The 16696-nt window shown below is 32.1% G+C and carries 18 protein-coding genes; 16 read left to right on the forward strand and 2 right to left on the reverse strand.

The features are described 5' to 3' along the window. Positions 1–103 precede the first annotated feature (103 nt). The gene (locus MST30_RS09315) at positions 104–736 is read left to right on the forward strand and encodes a 7-carboxy-7-deazaguanine synthase QueE (RefSeq protein ID WP_243471138.1); all 633 of its coding nucleotides are present in this window, start codon (positions 104–106) and stop codon (positions 734–736) included. 28 nt (positions 737–764) lie between these two features. Here MST30_RS09315 and MST30_RS09320 read toward each other — a convergent pair whose 3' ends face one another. After that, positions 765–2033 (reverse strand): YCF48-related protein, encoded by a 1269-nt coding sequence (locus tag MST30_RS09320; protein ID WP_243471139.1) that lies wholly within the window; start codon positions 2031–2033, stop codon positions 765–767. Between the two features lie 132 nt (positions 2034–2165). Beyond that, entirely contained in the window at positions 2166–2714 is a 549-nt protein-coding gene (locus MST30_RS09325; RefSeq protein WP_243471140.1) for a DUF2911 domain-containing protein, read from the reverse strand. Between the two features lie 236 nt (positions 2715–2950). Here MST30_RS09325 and asnB point away from each other — a divergent pair, with 236 nt between their 5' ends. From asnB to MST30_RS09400, 15 genes are all read left to right on the forward strand, one after another. Further along, positions 2951–4612, forward strand: a complete 1662-nt coding sequence (asnB, locus tag MST30_RS09330) for an asparagine synthase B (RefSeq protein WP_243471141.1) — start codon at positions 2951–2953, stop codon at positions 4610–4612. A gap of 150 nt (positions 4613–4762) precedes the next feature. Further along, a complete protein-coding gene (locus tag MST30_RS09335) occupies positions 4763–5533 on the forward strand; it encodes a DUF6090 family protein (RefSeq protein WP_243471142.1) in 771 nt (256 codons plus the stop codon). A gap of 2 nt (positions 5534–5535) precedes the next feature. Beyond that, on the forward strand, positions 5536–6339 hold the full coding sequence (locus MST30_RS09340) for a DUF6090 family protein (RefSeq protein ID WP_243471143.1): 804 nt from the start codon (positions 5536–5538) through the stop codon (positions 6337–6339). Next, entirely contained in the window at positions 6332–7102 is a 771-nt protein-coding gene (locus MST30_RS09345; RefSeq protein WP_243471144.1) for a DUF6090 family protein, read from the forward strand. Before MST30_RS09340 ends, MST30_RS09345 begins: the two co-directional genes overlap by 8 nt. After that, positions 7095–7832 carry a DUF6090 family protein gene (locus tag MST30_RS09350; RefSeq protein ID WP_243471145.1) on the forward strand — a complete coding sequence of 246 codons (738 nt, stop codon included), beginning with the start codon at positions 7095–7097 and terminating at the stop codon, positions 7830–7832. Before MST30_RS09345 ends, MST30_RS09350 begins: the two co-directional genes overlap by 8 nt. A 61-nt stretch (positions 7833–7893) precedes the next feature. Further along, the gene (locus tag MST30_RS09355) at positions 7894–8628 is read left to right on the forward strand and encodes a DUF6090 family protein (RefSeq protein ID WP_243471146.1); all 735 of its coding nucleotides are present in this window, start codon (positions 7894–7896) and stop codon (positions 8626–8628) included. Continuing rightward, complete coding sequence (locus MST30_RS09360) at positions 8621–9403, forward strand: DUF6090 family protein (protein WP_243471147.1); 783 nt, start codon at positions 8621–8623, stop codon at positions 9401–9403. Before MST30_RS09355 ends, MST30_RS09360 begins: the two co-directional genes overlap by 8 nt. Further along, positions 9400–10155 (forward strand): DUF6090 family protein, encoded by a 756-nt coding sequence (locus MST30_RS09365; RefSeq protein WP_243471148.1) that lies wholly within the window; start codon positions 9400–9402, stop codon positions 10153–10155. The genes MST30_RS09360 and MST30_RS09365 overlap by 4 nt, the downstream gene beginning before the upstream one ends. A 6-nt stretch (positions 10156–10161) precedes the next feature. Next, positions 10162–10938 carry a DUF6090 family protein gene (locus MST30_RS09370; RefSeq protein ID WP_243471149.1) on the forward strand — a complete coding sequence of 259 codons (777 nt, stop codon included), beginning with the start codon at positions 10162–10164 and terminating at the stop codon, positions 10936–10938. A 32-nt stretch (positions 10939–10970) separates the two neighbouring features. After that, positions 10971–11693: a DUF6090 family protein gene (locus tag MST30_RS09375; protein ID WP_243471150.1), complete on the forward strand. Its 723-nt coding sequence runs from the start codon at positions 10971–10973 to the stop codon at positions 11691–11693. A 15-nt stretch (positions 11694–11708) separates the two neighbouring features. Continuing rightward, on the forward strand, positions 11709–12449 hold the full coding sequence (locus MST30_RS09380) for a DUF6090 family protein (RefSeq protein WP_243471151.1): 741 nt from the start codon (positions 11709–11711) through the stop codon (positions 12447–12449). Further along, on the forward strand, positions 12442–13176 hold the full coding sequence (locus MST30_RS09385) for a DUF6090 family protein (RefSeq protein ID WP_243471152.1): 735 nt from the start codon (positions 12442–12444) through the stop codon (positions 13174–13176). The genes MST30_RS09380 and MST30_RS09385 overlap by 8 nt, the downstream gene beginning before the upstream one ends. Next, a complete protein-coding gene (locus MST30_RS09390) occupies positions 13169–13915 on the forward strand; it encodes a hypothetical protein (RefSeq protein ID WP_243471153.1) in 747 nt (248 codons plus the stop codon). The genes MST30_RS09385 and MST30_RS09390 overlap by 8 nt, the downstream gene beginning before the upstream one ends. 324 nt (positions 13916–14239) lie before the next feature. After that, the gene (locus tag MST30_RS09395) at positions 14240–15943 is read left to right on the forward strand and encodes a DUF1036 domain-containing protein (protein ID WP_243471154.1); all 1704 of its coding nucleotides are present in this window, start codon (positions 14240–14242) and stop codon (positions 15941–15943) included. A gap of 5 nt (positions 15944–15948) precedes the next feature. After that, positions 15949–16383: a hypothetical protein gene (locus MST30_RS09400; protein ID WP_243471155.1), complete on the forward strand. Its 435-nt coding sequence runs from the start codon at positions 15949–15951 to the stop codon at positions 16381–16383. The last annotated feature ends 313 nt before the right edge of the window (positions 16384–16696 follow it).

Genomic DNA, 16696 nt, shown 5'->3' on the forward strand with positions numbered 1-16696 from the left:
AATCAAGTTTAAAATAGAATTCATCTCTTAAGTACTATTATAATTACCACTTTAGTATCGTCAACAGTAGAATACTGAAGACTTATTGATATATTTGCCAACTATGACGAGAAGAGAACGACAAGAATTAATAGATAAAGGGCTTTTATTGCCTTTAATGGAAGAGTTTTATACCATTCAAGGTGAAGGTTTTCATAAAGGTACTGCAGCTTATTTTGTGCGAATTGGTGGTTGCGATGTAGGTTGTCATTGGTGTGATGTAAAGGAAAGTTGGTTAGCCGAGCTACATCCTCCTACTGAGACAGAAAAGATTGTTGCCAATGCTGTAAAGTATAGTAACACCATTGTAGTTACAGGTGGAGAACCATTAACTTGGGATATGGGACCGTTAACAGAGCAACTAAAAGCAGAAGATGTACAAACCCATATTGAAACCTCAGGAGCTTATAAACTATCTGGAGTTTGGGATTGGATTTGTTTATCTCCAAAGAAAGTAAAATTACCAACGGAGGAAATTTATGATAAGGCTCACGAATTAAAATGTATTATCTATAATAAGGATGATTTTAAATTTGCTGAAGAGCAGGCTGCTAAGGTAAATAAGGATTGCATTTTGTATTTGCAACCAGAGTGGAGCAAAAGAGAAAAGATGATGCCGCAGATTGTAGATTACGTAATGGCAAATCCAAAATGGAAAGTCTCATTGCAGACCCATAAATATTTGAACATTCCTTAACCTTATTAATTTTATAAAGCAAGCATAATTACTTTTTAGTAAATTTTAAAGAGGTTCTACCAGAGTTATTGTGAAGATCTAAAATGTATGTTCCTGATGCTAATTCAGAAAGATCGAAACGGTAATTATTTAAGGTTTGTTGTAGAATTATTTCTCTCGAAAGCTGCTTTATGAACTTACCATTAATATCATAAAGCTCAATTAGTAAATTATCATCAGCTGGAAAATCAATTGTAAACTCTAGATAGTTTTCAATAGGATTTTTAAGAATTTTTACAGCTAGCTCGTCTTTGGTAAATGGTTCTTCCTCAGTGCTTAAAGTAGTGTCAGTAAACTTGTATATGGTAGTTCCTGAGGCAAAAGCGGTAGTAGAATTGATGATAAAAATTCGATTTAAATTATTACCAATATTCAAATTGTTCCATGTTTGTCCACCATCAAGTGTTTCATAAAACCCTGTAGTGTGTCCACCCATCCAGCCTTGGTTTTCATTTAAAAATCCCACAGCTTGTACATTTGTTTCAACTGAATCTAAGCTTATCCAGTTGGTTCCGCCATCAGTAGATTTAATCAGTTTACCATTATTAGGTGATACGGAACTTATTGCACCAAACATTAAATTATTATTATCTAACACCTGTAATTTCCATACATACTCACCAACGATGTTCGTATTGTAAATTTCAGTCCATGTAGCACCACCATCTATGGTTTTTAGGATACAACCTCCATTGTCATTTCTTCCAGCGGCAAAACCAATATCTTCATTTAAAAATAAAACTTCAACTAAAGCATTGGCATAACTAGACATATCTGTGTAAGTCCACGTCTCACCACTATCTATAGATTTAATAATATGTGCAGGACCGAAATATGCGCCACAACCATAGACAGTTGAAGAGCCAACAGTTTCAATACCACAAATGGCGTTAGGATTTGTAGGAAAATTAGTTACTTCAGTCCAATTGTCACCTCCATCGGTAGTTCTAAAAAAAGTTCCATTTAGTGTGCCAAGAAAACCAATATCCTCGTTTAAAAATTCAATATTTCTGAAGTAATAATTTCCAGAAATATCATTTTCATTGAGTTGTTCTGTCCAATTTAAGCCACCATCAGTAGTCTTGTAGACTCTGGCATAAAAGCCATTTGCTGCCCATCCAAGGTTTTCATTGAGGAAGAATACGTCATCAAAACGTTGTCCATTAGGATTTGAGAAAAAATTGGGCACAGGTTGCCAAGTTGGTTGTGCTCCCAAAGTTATTGTTACTAGAAAAACAAATAGCTGTTGTAATCGCATGTATGAACATTATTATTTTATGTAAAGTTATGAATATGTTTTTATAAATAATCTTTCATATTATAAACCCTGCACCAAATAAAAAAAAAGCACCTTGAGTATCAAGGTGCTTTTTTATTTAATATCTACAAATTAAGACTTAGAAAAAGGAACAGCGACCCTTACAGTTCCCCAACCTAAATGCATGTCAACACCACTATCAGATTCTTCAAAAGCTATAGAAAAAGCTTCAAGAGATTCCTCACCTTCGGTAGTTGGCACGGTTATTCTGGCTACATCATTTTCTTCATTATAAAAATAACTTCCCCAAACATTTAGGTCTGTGTTTACAATGATGGTCCATTCTTTTTCTCCAGGAATAGCATATATAGTGTACGTCCCTTTTTTAACATCTTTTCCGTTTAGTTTCATATCAGCATAAACATGGAGTTCTGCTGCTTCATTAGCACCTAATCTCCAGACTTTTCCTGGTTTTGCTAAATCGTAAACTTTTCTATCCTTTAATTGCGGTCTGCTGTAAACGATTTTAATGAGTTTATCAGATTCCTTATAACTGCTTGGGTAAGAGGCTGCGTCCATCGGACTTTTATCTAAATCAGAAAATTTTTGGGCTTCTGCATTAAAAGATAGAAGTAAGGCAAATGCAAAAGCAATGCTTGAAATTAGTCGTGTTGTTTTCATGTTTTTTGGTTTTTTAGTTGTAATAAAATTAGTTCTTAATACATCAAAAGGTCGAAAAGAAATCCTAAAGTTTACAGATTAAAAGTTAAATAGCAGAATAGATATGATTTAAGTTTTAGAATTAGATTAATTCAACTTATAAAGTTTCATATTAAAACTATTATTGTCTTTTGTGTTTAATAAATGAAAGTTTAATTTAATATTTGTCTCATAATTAATAATAAAAACAAAGAGTTATGTGCGGAATAGTATGTGCGTTTGATATAAAACAGAAATCAGAAGATTTAAGACCTCAGGTTTTAGAAATGGCAAAGGCCATTCGTCATAGAGGACCAGACTGGAGTGGTATCTACAGCGATGATAAAGTGATAATGGCTCACGAGCGTTTAGCTATTGTAGATCCTGCCTCAGGAAAGCAACCCTTATTTAGTGAAGATAAAAAGCTGATTTTGGCAGCAAATGGTGAAATCTATAACCATAAAGCCTTACGAGCTCAATTTCCACAGTATAAGTTTCAAACTGAAAGCGATTGTGAAGTTATTCTTGCACTTTATAAAGAAAAGGGTGTAGACTTTGTGGATGAAATGAATGGTATATTCGGTTTTGCTATTTACGATGTAGAAAAGGACGAATATTTTATAGCAAGAGACCACATGGGAATTATTCCATTATATATGGGTTGGGATAAACATGGGACATTCTATGTCGCTTCAGAATTGAAAGCACTGGAAGGTGTTTGTACTAAAATTGAGTTATTTCCTCCAGGACATTATATGAGCAGTAGAGATGGAGAATTGGTGCAATGGTACAAACGTGATTGGGAAGATTTTGAAGCTGTAAAAGACAATGAAACTAGTATTGCTGAGGTAAGACAAGCATTAGAGGATGCGGTACATAGACAGTTAATGAGCGATGTACCTTATGGAGTGTTATTGTCTGGTGGTTTGGATTCTTCAGTAACATCTGCTATTGCAAAAAAATATTCGCAACGTCGTATCGAAGCAGATGATAAAGAGCAAGCTTGGTGGCCACAATTACATAGCTTTTCTGTGGGATTAGAAGGTTCACCAGATTTGGCTGCAGCAAGAAAAGTAGCAGATCATATTGGTACAGTTCACCACGAAATTAAGTTTACTATCCAAGAAGGATTAGATGCTATAAAAGATGTGATTTATCAATTAGAAACCTACGATATTACAACGATTAGAGCGAGTACACCAATGTATTTAATGGCTAGGGTTATTAAGTCAATGGGAATTAAAATGGTGCTATCTGGTGAAGGTGCGGATGAGTTGTTTGGTGGCTATTTGTATTTCCATAAAGCGCCAAACGCTAAAGAATTTCATGAAGAAACCGTACGAAAGTTGAGTAAGCTTCATATGTACGATTGTTTAAGAGCGAACAAAAGTTTAGCGGCTTGGGGAATTGAAGGGCGTGTACCATTTTTAGATAAGGAGTTTATGGATGTTGCTATGCGCATCAACCCAGAAGATAAAATGATTAAAGATGGTAGAATTGAAAAATGGGTGGTGCGCAAAGCATTTGAAGATATGCTACCAGAAAGCGTGGCTTGGAGACAAAAAGAGCAGTTTAGTGATGGAGTAGGTTACAGCTGGATTGATACTTTGAAAGCAGTGGTAAACGAAGAAGTAACTGATGAGCAAATGGCAAATGCACATTTCCGTTTCCCAATACAAACTCCTCAAAACAAAGAAGAGTATTATTACAGAACCATTTTTGAAGGACATTTTCCAAGTGATGCAGCTGCATTAAGTGTGCCGCAAGAGCCAAGCGTAGCATGTAGTACAAAAATAGCATTAGAATGGGATGAAGCCTTTAAAAACATGAACGACCCAAGTGGTAGAGCAGTTGCTAAAGTGCATGATGATGCTTACTAAAGTCTTATAAAATTTAAATAATTGAAAGCCAGTTTTTAAGCTGGCTTTTTTTGTGGGTTATTTTGTAACAATTCATTACATTTATAAACCAATAGCTATAACCGACCATCTCTACTTTATAATTTCCTGCTTACACCTAACTGTAAGCTGATGATTAAATTCTTTAGAAGTATTCGAAAAAGACTCATTCATGAGGGCAAAACCACCAATTATTTAAAATATGCTATCGGTGAAATTGTGCTTGTTGTTATTGGTATTCTCATAGCGCTTCAAATCAATAACTGGAATGAAAACAGAAAACTTAGAAATCAAGAATTAAATTATTTAGAAAATTTAAGATCAGATATGAATTTAAACATCAATGATCTTAACCAGTTTCTAGATGCTGGAAACACAAGTATTGAATCTGCAAATAAAGTTCTTGATTATTATGAAGGTAGACCTTTAGAAGATATAAATGACTTTAACTTTCAGGCAACGAATGTTTATGTATGGTACAGGTTCACACTGCACGACAATACGTATCAAGAGCTCATTAATTCTGGAAACATTGCTGTAATTTCTAATGATTCGATAAAAAAAGGGGTGCTCAATTTACAGGCATTATATCATAAACTAAAGAGTGAAGAAGACCATTTTAGGTACGATATGGAGACATTGATGTATGAACCTGCTTATGAAATGTTAGATATGAATGATTTGATAAAGAATTTTACATTTCATGTCACAGATGGGCAAGCTGGAGAAAACGTAAACCTGTCTAGAGCAAGTTACGAAGCCATTTTAAAGAGTGTAAAACACAAAAATGGGTTTGTCATGGCTGTTTATGAGCATTCAAAAATGAATTCACATTTCAATGAGATGAAAGACTTATGTAGCAACCTCATAGCATTAATTGATGCGGAATTCGAAAAGGACTAATTATGATAAAATTCTTTAGAAGTATCCGAAAAACTCTTCTTAATGAGGGGAGGACCTCAAAATATTTTAAATACGCTATTGGTGAAATCATCCTTGTGGTCATAGGTATTCTAATTGCATTACAGATTAATAATTGGAACGAAAACAGAAAAGAGCGTATGCAAGAAACTGTTTTGTTAGAACAACTATTATCTGATTTCAATAGTAATCTTGAGCAATTGGATCAAAAAATATCCATGCGCGAAGATTTTATAAATTCCGTCAAACAGTTATTTAATTATATAGACAATCCATTACTTGCTACCAAAGACAGCGTAGATATTTACATTGGCAAAACCATGCCTTACGCCACCTTTGATCCCATAGTTGTAGATTTAGCCAGTTCCGGCGAACTAAAATTAATATCTAGTAACGACTTAAAACAAGCCGTTACACGTTGGACATCAGATATTAATGATGTTATTGAAGATGAAATTATTTGGCGAGATTACAGAAACGATATGTACGCACCGTTTTTAATTCAAAATTATCAATTAAGAACTATTAGAAACCAGGCTTATAAGCTTAATATTCTGGGCAACTACACTATGGATAGGGAAAACACAGTCACAGATGACACCAAGAATGATATTGGCAATTCCCATTTCGAAGCAGATTATGTGGCTCTGTTAAAAAATCCAGATTTTGAAGACCATCTCACCCGCTGTTATGCTGTGAACTACTGGACCAATGTGCAATCTCATATTTTGAGAAAACGCATTGTTGAAATCATTGATTTAATAAAGCACGAGTTAGAACATGATTAAATTCTTCCGAAAAATACGCTACAACCTTATGAGTGAGAACAAAACCACCAAGTATTTTAAATATGCCATCGGCGAAATCATTCTAGTCGTCATTGGTATTCTCATTGCGCTTCAGATAAACAATTGGAATGAAAAGCAAAAGGATATAGAAAAGGAACAGCAAATCCTTTTGAGTTTAAGAGAAGAATTCAAGCAAAATATAAAAGAACTCGAGTTTGATCATGCTTTAAATGAAAGGAGTTTAAATGCCATTGTTGCGTTAATGAATTTTGACCATACAAACCCATTTAAAACCCAAACCATTGATAGCTTACTAGGGCAAATGTATAATTACGCCACATTTGATGCGCGATTAGGTGTTATGAACGACATCACATCTTCTGGTAATCTGGAACTCATAAGAGACTCTAAATTAAAATATGCACTTAACCAGTGGACAGGTGAACTTGACGATTACAAAGAAGACATTATTATAAGAAGAGAATATTGGGTAAACAATTTACCCAGAATATTGTACAAGTTCATTCCTCTGCGAAATGTAGACGCTTCAATGAATAGATCTGATTACAAACGTGATATTATTATTCAACCTAAAGAAGTTCCAAAAGAAAATTACGTAGCTTTTCTGTCAAGCCTAGAAGTTGATAGCATGTTGTTTGATTATTATATGAATCAATCCTACGTTACCGTAAATGAAAATATGATTATGCGTTTTTTGAAAGATACTTTAAGTTTAATAGAAGCTAACATAGAAGATGATTAAATTCTTTAGAAAAATACGCTACAACCTTATGAGAGAAAACAAAACGGGTAAGTATTTCAAATACGCTATTGGAGAAATTATACTTGTAGTCATTGGTATTTTGATAGCCTTACAGATTAATAATTGGAATGAAATTAGAAAAGAACAAAGACTGTTACAAACCTATTACAAGCAAATTCTGGAGGATTTAGATGAACAAAAAAAATATTCGGCAGAAACCATTACACAATTAGATTCCAGTATTGCCTCTTACGAGGCCTACACCAAATTATTTGAAACTAAAAACCTAACTGTTAATGAAGCTTTAGATGCGCTCAATAAAGTAGAGAGAATAACACCCTATCTTAACTTTCGTTTCAACACCATGGAAACCTTGCAATCTACTGGAGACATCAAGATTATTCCTGAAGATTTACGAAATAAACTTATTACACATAAAAGCAAATTAGATGCTTGGACAACCGTTAACAATGGCAACCTAAATGTATATGTAACTGGTTTGTTGAAATATGGAGAAAAAGGATTGGGTACTTTTATTCCTCGATTAAAGAGTCAACCAGATATCAAAAAAGCAATAGATAATCACATCAACCCTATTGAAACCATTCTATCTGCCGAAAGCGCCTTCATTATTAAAATATACACTGAAAAAAACACCTGTAACCGTTTAAAACAAGTCCTTGAAAACATAAAAGTAATGGAAGACATCATCAAACAAGAATTAAGGTAAAAATAAATAATGAAAGTATCAACCTATGATTAAACTCTTTCGAAAAATACGCTACAATCTTATGAGTGAAAATAAAACAAGTAAGTATTTTAAATATGCCATTGGTGAAATAATACTTGTGGTTATTGGTATTTTGATTGCTTTACAGATTAACAATTGGAATGCTCTCAAAAAACAAGAAAGCAATAATATATTTTTAAGTAAGCGGCTACTTGTAGAAACTGATAAAAACATAATTGAATTAGAAAAAGAGATCATTTCAATAGAAAAATCAATAAACTCATTGCTTACAATGTTACACCTTATGGGTGAAGATTACCATGAAGTTAATCCTAAACTAGTTGACAGTTTAATTTACAATATTTTAGGTACGCCAACCTATTATTTTAATGATGCTGTTTTAAATGAAGCCTTGTCAACTGGTCAAGTTTCCAGTTTCGAAAATGACAGTTTAAAAAATATCATTTACAGTATTCCTACTACTATGGAAACAGTCAAATTTCGTGAACAGAACATAGAACATGATACCAATACCAATTTAATTCCTTTTCTCTACAATTATATCTCTTTAAGGAATGTTGACAACCAATTCTCTAACCTTAATAATCTAGGTAAGAGTCAAGTAAAAGAGATTGATAATCGTCAAATACTTTCCATGCTATTTTGGGAAAATGAAATAGACAACCTCCATTATATATATAGCATTCTTCTTAAAGAAAGCTATAGGAAGCTTGATAAAGATTTAAAAAGTTTAAAGATTTTATTGGAAAAACAAATAAACAGTAACCATGATTAAATTCTTTAGAAATATCCGAAAATCACTTCTTAATGAAGGTAAAACAAGTAAATACTTAAAATATGCTATTGGTGAAATTATTTTAGTGGTTATCGGTATTCTTTTAGCACTTCAGATTAACAGTTGGAATCAACAACGTATTGAGGATAAAAAGGAAGTGGAACTGCTTTCGGATCTGAAAAGTGAATTTCAATATAATTTAACAGAGTTAGAGGAGTCTATCAAAATCAATAAAAAAGTGAGTCAATCTTGTATTGAGCTTACTGAAATAATTAGGTCTAACACCATTGGCAAAAACTCTGATAAGGTTGATGAATTATTGATAGCCATAGGTAACTTTAATTCTTTTGATGCTAGAACAGGAGTTTCAAATGAGATCGTTAATTCCGATAAATTAAGCTATTTAAAGAATGAGGAACTGCGCAGGCAACTGAGTAATTGGTTAACAGCAATTGTAGATTGCGAAGAGGATATTCTCTTTAGGTCAGATAATTACACTATAAATCTTATGCCTTTTTTAATGAAACGATTCCCTTTGGCAAATGGTGAGCTAACCAAAAAATTAGCATTTGACAAGAATAACTATTTGGAAACCTACAAGGAAAATTCTCCATTCAAATATAATTTACCTCAAGAAGATTTAATGGAATTTGAGAACCAAATATGGCACCATAAACATAATCAAGATTATGTAGCTGTTAATGAATTAAACTTGAAAGATTTCATTCTAACCACCATAGATATGATTGAAAAAGAACTAAAAGAAAACGAATGATTAAACTCTTTAGAAACATCCGTGAAAAACTTCTTAGCGAAGGCAAAACTAATAACTACCTAAAGTATGCCATAGGAGAAATTATTTTAGTAGTGATTGGGATATTAATTGCGTTACAAATTAATAATTGGAACCAAAACCGAATAGAAAATAATAGAGCTCGTAAGTTATTAAAAAACATGGTAGAAGATTTGGCTACCGATACATTAATGCTAAACCGAAGTATTGCAAATTATGAGTTTCAGAGTAATAATTGCGTAAAGCTTTTGAATGATTCTCTTTTTGTAGATACAAAGGCAGACTCTATATTTTTTATGCTTCCTTTAAATCAAATGGGTTTGCTGTTAACCACTCAGGCTTTTGATAAAATTAATAACGCAAGTCTCACCTCTTTACTGGGTTCATCTGAGTTAGATCAATCCATTAGCGAATATTACATTACGACAGCTGAGTATGCAGAAAAACAGTTTACATGGGAAGAACAAAGAACCAATAAAGATGAGGACTTTTGGCTTAACGCCTTAGAAATGGAATTTCCACAATTTTTTAAGGTTAAAAACAACCCGAATTATATACAATCTGAACCTGAGAGAAAGCAAGAGTTGTTACGAGTTATTTCTTCCACTGAAGGCAGACAAAGAATTAGATATGCTCTAGATCGAAAGCAAATAATGTTGAATACAATGAAAACTAGAAAGGAAACGGCAATAGATTTAATTTCTCAAATTAAAAAGCACTTATCAAATGAATAAACAGTTATGATAAAATTCTTTAGAAATATCAGGAGGTCACTTCTAAATGAAGGTAAGACTGGCAAGTATCTTAAATATGCTGTAGGTGAGATTGTATTAGTTGTTATTGGTATTCTCATAGCGCTCCAAATTAATAATTGGAACGAAAATAGAAAATTAGAAAATAGTAAGGAAAAACTAATGTTGGCGCTAAAAAAAGAATTATTAATCAATCAGGAGACTTTAGAACACTATACTTTAGGATTATATGATAGTAACAGTAAGTTTAATAAAGTACTTAGTTTTTCTGCAGGCCAAATTACTTTACCCATAGATAGCTTAAAGCAATATTTATCTGAGGCAATGTATCCAACAACTTTATCGTTTTTGAGTACGGTACAAGAAGAAGCTGTTTCTACTGGTAAATTTGAACTTTTAAGTGATGCCTTAAAACAACAACTATCTCTCTTAAAGGACTATACCAAGTCAAGAAGCTCAATATATGAGCAAAGAAGTAAAAATTACTACAATAGTGATCTTAAACTTGAAAAACTAAAGATTAAATTGGGGATGAATCCTAATGTGCCAGAATCTATTTCATCACATCCACCTATTCCTATACATCCAGAATTCCTGTTAGATGAATCTGAATTATTAGAAGTAATTAAGGATCCTGAGACCTATATAGCTCTAGGAAATATTTATAAAAATAGTAGGGATGATGAAATCTGGATAAAATTTGGTCTGCTTAAGTTAACCAAGCAATCCATAGCTCTAATCGATAAAGAATTAAGTGAATTATGATTAAATTCTTTAGAAAAATACGTTACAACCTCATGAGTGAAAATAAAACAAGTAAATACTTCAAATACGCTATTGGAGAAATTATTCTGGTAGTCATTGGGATTTTGATAGCATTACAAATTAATAACACGAATGAGCAAAGAAAAGAAACTAAAGAGCTTAAAGAGTACTTGCATAAGATATCTACAAATGTAAAAAGCGATATAGACCAGGTAGAGAAATTAAAAATTAGGAGAGATACTGTTAGAGCTAAAGCCATCAGGTCTTCAAAAGCATTAAGAGCCAATGATTTTTCAAAAATAGAAGACATTTTTTTAGGCAGATCTTGCTTTGTTGAGTTCTATTTTATTCCTGACAAAAGTGGATTCGAAGCTCTGAAAAGCTCTTCCTATTTAGGTAAAATAAACAATACCAAAGTGGACAGCCTACTTTCTCTCTACTACAGTCGTGTAGATAAAACACATGCAGATGAACTGAGTTATAACACTTTTATTGAAAACATGGAGGTTAAACTAAGTGAAAGAATAGACCTAACATCTCTTTATTTACTCTACAGCAAAATATATATAAACAATGAGGCTATTGACATAAATGAATACACTGATATTTTGCCCTATATTCAAGATAATGCATTCAAGTCGGCTATTTTTAGAACTTTATCAGAACGGACTTATCTGGGAAATTATCCAAAATTAATAGAACTAGGAAATGCTTTGATTCAAGAGATTAACATGTTTTGTAATAATGATTATTAAACCCCTTTTGAAACCATGATAAAGTTTTTTAGACATATTCGTAAAAACCTCATTAATGAAGGCAAAACAAGCAAGTACTTAAAATATGCACTTGGAGAAATTATACTTGTTGTTATTGGGATTTTGATTGCATTGCAGATTAATAATTGGAATGAAGACCATAAAGGAAAAAAAATAGCTCAACTAAGTATGCAAGCTTTACAATTTGACTTGAGCAAAGATGTTGTGGCACTTAAAAAAGTAATTGAAAACTCCGTTCAAGATAGTACAAAATTGGGAAGCATAAAAAGGAAAATGTCCAGGGATGATCTTACTCTCGATACATTGGTAAATATTGCTCGGTTTGAATTTAATCCGTGGGTGCCACTCAGTATTTCTTTTAATAACAATACCATTAATAGTTTAAGATCAACGGGTAATATAAATTTGCTTCCAACAGAGGTACAGGAAAATTTGTTGAGCTTGGATGCGCTTCAACAAGGATATTTACAAAGCTTTTCCAATGATGTAGGTATTTATTTAGATAATACTATTTTATATTCTAAATCCTACCCTTTTAAGGATATAGGTCACATAGATTCTAAATCAAAATTAGCTGATAGTATATGGTCTAAGGCTACCATGTCTGGATTGGGAGCAGAACTTAACGGGTTGGTGGGAGTGAAATATAGCAATTATTACGAATTAATATCCTCTTTACAGAACATACAAAAGGAAACAGAAATACTAATAAACCTATTGCGTAAGTATGAATAGTTTTTTTAGAAACATCCGCAAAACACTTGTCAACGAGGGTAAAACCAGCAAATACCTCAAATATGCACTTGGTGAAATTATCCTTGTAGTGATTGGGATTTTGATTGCACTTCAAATTAACAATTGGAATGAAAAGCGAATAAATTCTAATAAAGAAAAAGCGATTTTAGCTGATATCCATAAGGAGTTTGTGAATAATCAAAAGCAATTAGACTCGGTTGTAAATGGGCACCAAAATATATTTAAGAATTGTCGCAAAATCATTCAGATGTTTCCCATTAAATCAAAACCAAAACAACAAACGCTAGATTCATTATCACATTATCTGTTTTGGTCCTATGGAGGTGTTACGTTTAACCCATCTCAATCAAGTATAGATGCACTTACCAGTACGTCCTCATTTAATATTATCTCAAATGAGCGGTTAAGAAATCGCTTAATTTCTTGGAACGATTTAGTAAAAGATTATCAAGAAGAAGAACAGGCATCTAGAGACTATGTATTGAATCAATATGATCCCTATTTTTCAAAATACTTTGATTGGAACTTTAATTTTAATGACCCAAGAAACAATTTTGATGTGCTGCAAACTTTAGAGTTTGAATTCAAAGTAAGAGGAAGGTACGACCTAGTGGACCAAATATTAAATACTAGTGGAGAACTGCAAAAACTTAAAGAGTCTCTAGAAGAGATAATTATGCTAACAAAACCAAAGGACAATGATTAAATTTTTTAGCAACATTCGAAAAAATCTAATAGATAAAGGAAAAACATCTAAATACTTAAAATATGCTATTGGAGAAATTTTCCTTGTAGTTATAGGAATTCTCATAGCGTTACAAGTTAGCAATTGGAACCAAAGACGTATAGAAAGAGATAAGATGTTTTCGTATTACAAAAAGCTTAATGTTGAGGTTGAAGAGCAAATTTTAGTTGTTCAAAATCTAATTGAAGGGGAAAACGATTTAGAAGAAAAACAGAAAAAAACCCTACAAATTCTAGCATCCAAAAACCAAGATAGCATCCCAGCACTATTAGAAAATATAGGTGCTTTGGCAACTGCTTGGAACCACAATTTGTCATACGAAACCTTTAATGAATTTTTGCAACAAGGACTGCTAACAAAGGTTGAAAAGAAAAAACTAAAACAATTATTGCTAGAACTCAAAGGTGAACTTAATTTTTTTGAAAGAGGAGATGTCTATATAGACAATCAATACAATATGCTTATAGAACCTTTTTTTGCTGAACATATTAACTATTCAAATGCCGCTTTGCCAATGTATAGAGAGCATTTTGTTGTTGGAGGACCTCAAACAGATTTTAATTTTTTATTTGAATCCATGAAATTTTGGAACGTAGCAACACTTAAGCTAGAAACCACTCAGAGCAATTTAAGATCTTTAAACAGTCTTTTGAATTTATTAGAAAAATTAAAAAAGCAACTTCACGATGAAACTCATTAAGATAGCGAGTTAAATTATTGCCAATAGCTCTTTTAAAAGAGACTGAAATTTGTCGCCCAAGATACTTTTGTAAATTTCACTTTTCAAAATCTTTAAAATTCAATTTAAACTGCTTTTTAAGTGTTTAAGCAACTTTTTTAGTCAAAAATCAATTTAAACAGTAATTTACTAACCTGTAATCTTGATGGTGTTGAAAATAAATGTTTTATCCTGTTTAAGATTGCGTACGTTTCCCATATTTTATTAAATTGTGATTAATTAGCTAAATTAAAAAGGAATATCATCATTCATAATTGATGGTATATCTATTGCCAAAACTATATTATGAAAAAAATACTAACCATCATTTTTATTTGTTGCTTCTATCTGTCTATCGCACAAAATTTTTACGAAATAAAATGGCAAGGTACTGACGGGATAAAATATATTGCTCTAGTAGAGTTTTTTGAAAAGGAAAACATAAATGTAAGAGTAAATTATACAACAAAAGATGGTGCTTATAAAGTGGCTAAATATAAGTGTGTTGGCAAGTATAATTATAATAGTGATGGGTCTAAGTTCTTTATGTTCGATGGCCAAAATGCAGAAATAGTATATTCTTCTAAAGAATCTAACGTTGGTTATTCTGCAGATAATTTTGTTTTTAAAGGAGTAAATATTAACAACCAGTACGATAAACTTTATACCTATGATGATGCAGATTTGGCAGACGGTAATTTAGATAATGTTAAAGAAGCAACGTTTAAAAAACTAGATCCTTCAAAAGACTTTACAAAATCATATATCAATAGCTTTTTCTGGACCAGTGAACCAGAATATATAAAATACACTAAGTTAATTTCAACCAACCAAACAACGTCGTCAAGTACAACGAGTTCAAGTAGTTCTGGAGAAACTTTTTACAGATTAAAATTCAAAAATAAATGTATTAAGCCAATTAAGGTTGCTATTCGCTATTTAGATTTTAAGGACAAATGGGGCTCCAAAGGTTGGTGGACAATAGAGCCTGGAAAGACCGTTTACGTAGAAAACTCTCCAAACAGTATTTTCTATTATTACGCTAAAACATTAGACGGATCTCTTGTATGGAGCGATAAGGATAACTTAAGAGATTTTGATGGAAAAAAATACGGATTTAGAAAGCTTGAAAAGTCTACTTCAAAATATGGCTCTTGGGTTACAGATATTACATGTACTAATTTGGTAAATGACCAAAGCACAAGTACAACAAGCACAACAACTACATCTAGTTACACTAATCAATACACAGGCGAGGTAAAATTACATTTAATAATTGCAGCAGATAGCAACGACCCACAAATTGGTGCTAGTGTACGTCAAGATTTAGATGATGTATCTAATCTCTTCCAAAAAGCAGCTCGCGAAGTTGGTATTAAATACGAAATAAGTAAGCTTTACGACACTAGTTTTGATAAAGCGAGCATTATAGCAAAGATAAATAGCTTAGATATTAAGAACAACGATGTTGTAATATTCTATTATTCTGGTCACGGCTATAACGACACATCAGGATATAGTCGTTTTCCTAGCATGAGTTTAGATGGTAAAGATTATGGCTTAGAGTCTATGCATAATTTTATAAAAGGAAAAAATGCACGTTTAACTATTACTCTTGGTGATTTATGTAACTCAATACCACGTACTAGAAGTGGTACTAAAAGTGATGAAGAAATTCCGTTTAAATCTGGTTTTTTGTTTGATGAGGATAAACTAGAGCGCTTATTTATAGATTCTAGAGGTTCTTTATTATCTACGTCATCAAGTAAAGGAGAATGGTCTTTTTGTATGCGAAAATCAAATGGAAGCATGGGTAATGGACATTTTACAAATGCCTTTATCAACTCATTTGCCAAAGAAGCAAGTAAAATAAATGATAACATTGGGTCTTGGGACCAACTCTTTAGCAGAGCATACACTGATGCAAAAAACAATACTAAATATCAACTTAATCAAAACGGAAAGTATGGTCAGTCGGGCTTTAAAAGCAGCGATATAAAATATAATTAAACAACATGAAAGGAATTACTTTTTTAATAATATCAATAGTTTTAATTTCTTGTAGAGAGATGAAAGATGCAAAAGTTTTAAAAGAAGCAAAAAAAATATCCCTTTGCTATTTAAGCGAAGAACAATACGATGAAGACTCACAAACACAACTAAATGAGTATTTTGAACAAAGACAAGTGTTGAAAAAAATAGATTTGAATGAGCAGCAACGCCAATTGTTTTTAAATGAATTTTTAAATCAAGAAAACTACGAAGCACTAACAAGAAGATGTCAGTTTCAGCCTGTTTATGCACTTGTGGTAGATCAAAAATTATATGCCCTATTTGATACAGAATATTGCCCAACCATCAAATATGTCAATAATAAGGAAGAAGATCAATTTTTGGGTGTAACCACAGAAAATACTCTAGACCAAGTATTAAAATCATTAATGAAGTAATTTTAAGAGTTAAAGACATTTTAAGGCTCAAATTCCACAAAAAATAAAATATTAGAAACGTCAAAATATCGCTTCTGAGATGTTTTGTGTTTTTTTGTAAATTCAACATTGATAAAAATGTCTAAAATCCATTTTAAGGCACTTTTTAGCTGTTTTAAGACGTTTTTAGGTTTTTAACAATTGTTGATAATTATTGCTTATAGTAGATAAAATGCTATGTTTAGGCTTTAATTTTTTGTATCTTTGAAAGTACTCAAAAGAGACGCAGTAAGCGTCTTTTTTGCTGTAAAATTAGAACTAAATCTTATTGAAA

The organism is Winogradskyella sp. MH6, assembly GCF_022810765.1.
Classification (GTDB): domain Bacteria; phylum Bacteroidota; class Bacteroidia; order Flavobacteriales; family Flavobacteriaceae; genus Winogradskyella.

What these genes read in the sequence shown, in the direction of transcription:
- MST30_RS09315 (WP_243471138.1), top strand. Translation starts at nt 104, where the DNA reads ATGACGAGAAGAGAACGACAAGAATTAATAGATAAAGGGCTTTTATTG.
- MST30_RS09320 (WP_243471139.1), bottom strand. Translation starts at nt 2,033, where the DNA reads ATGCGATTACAACAGCTATTTGTTTTTCTAGTAACAATAACTTTGGGA.
- MST30_RS09325 (WP_243471140.1), bottom strand. Translation starts at nt 2,714, where the DNA reads ATGAAAACAACACGACTAATTTCAAGCATTGCTTTTGCATTTGCCTTA.
- asnB (WP_243471141.1), top strand. Translation starts at nt 2,951, where the DNA reads ATGTGCGGAATAGTATGTGCGTTTGATATAAAACAGAAATCAGAAGAT.
- MST30_RS09335 (WP_243471142.1), top strand. Translation starts at nt 4,763, where the DNA reads ATGATTAAATTCTTTAGAAGTATTCGAAAAAGACTCATTCATGAGGGC.
- MST30_RS09340 (WP_243471143.1), top strand. Translation starts at nt 5,536, where the DNA reads ATGATAAAATTCTTTAGAAGTATCCGAAAAACTCTTCTTAATGAGGGG.
- MST30_RS09345 (WP_243471144.1), top strand. Translation starts at nt 6,332, where the DNA reads ATGATTAAATTCTTCCGAAAAATACGCTACAACCTTATGAGTGAGAAC.
- MST30_RS09350 (WP_243471145.1), top strand. Translation starts at nt 7,095, where the DNA reads ATGATTAAATTCTTTAGAAAAATACGCTACAACCTTATGAGAGAAAAC.
- MST30_RS09355 (WP_243471146.1), top strand. Translation starts at nt 7,894, where the DNA reads ATGAGTGAAAATAAAACAAGTAAGTATTTTAAATATGCCATTGGTGAA.
- MST30_RS09360 (WP_243471147.1), top strand. Translation starts at nt 8,621, where the DNA reads ATGATTAAATTCTTTAGAAATATCCGAAAATCACTTCTTAATGAAGGT.
- MST30_RS09365 (WP_243471148.1), top strand. Translation starts at nt 9,400, where the DNA reads ATGATTAAACTCTTTAGAAACATCCGTGAAAAACTTCTTAGCGAAGGC.
- MST30_RS09370 (WP_243471149.1), top strand. Translation starts at nt 10,162, where the DNA reads ATGATAAAATTCTTTAGAAATATCAGGAGGTCACTTCTAAATGAAGGT.
- MST30_RS09375 (WP_243471150.1), top strand. Translation starts at nt 10,971, where the DNA reads ATGAGTGAAAATAAAACAAGTAAATACTTCAAATACGCTATTGGAGAA.
- MST30_RS09380 (WP_243471151.1), top strand. Translation starts at nt 11,709, where the DNA reads ATGATAAAGTTTTTTAGACATATTCGTAAAAACCTCATTAATGAAGGC.
- MST30_RS09385 (WP_243471152.1), top strand. Translation starts at nt 12,442, where the DNA reads ATGAATAGTTTTTTTAGAAACATCCGCAAAACACTTGTCAACGAGGGT.
- MST30_RS09390 (WP_243471153.1), top strand. Translation starts at nt 13,169, where the DNA reads ATGATTAAATTTTTTAGCAACATTCGAAAAAATCTAATAGATAAAGGA.
- MST30_RS09395 (WP_243471154.1), top strand. Translation starts at nt 14,240, where the DNA reads ATGAAAAAAATACTAACCATCATTTTTATTTGTTGCTTCTATCTGTCT.
- MST30_RS09400 (WP_243471155.1), top strand. Translation starts at nt 15,949, where the DNA reads ATGAAAGGAATTACTTTTTTAATAATATCAATAGTTTTAATTTCTTGT.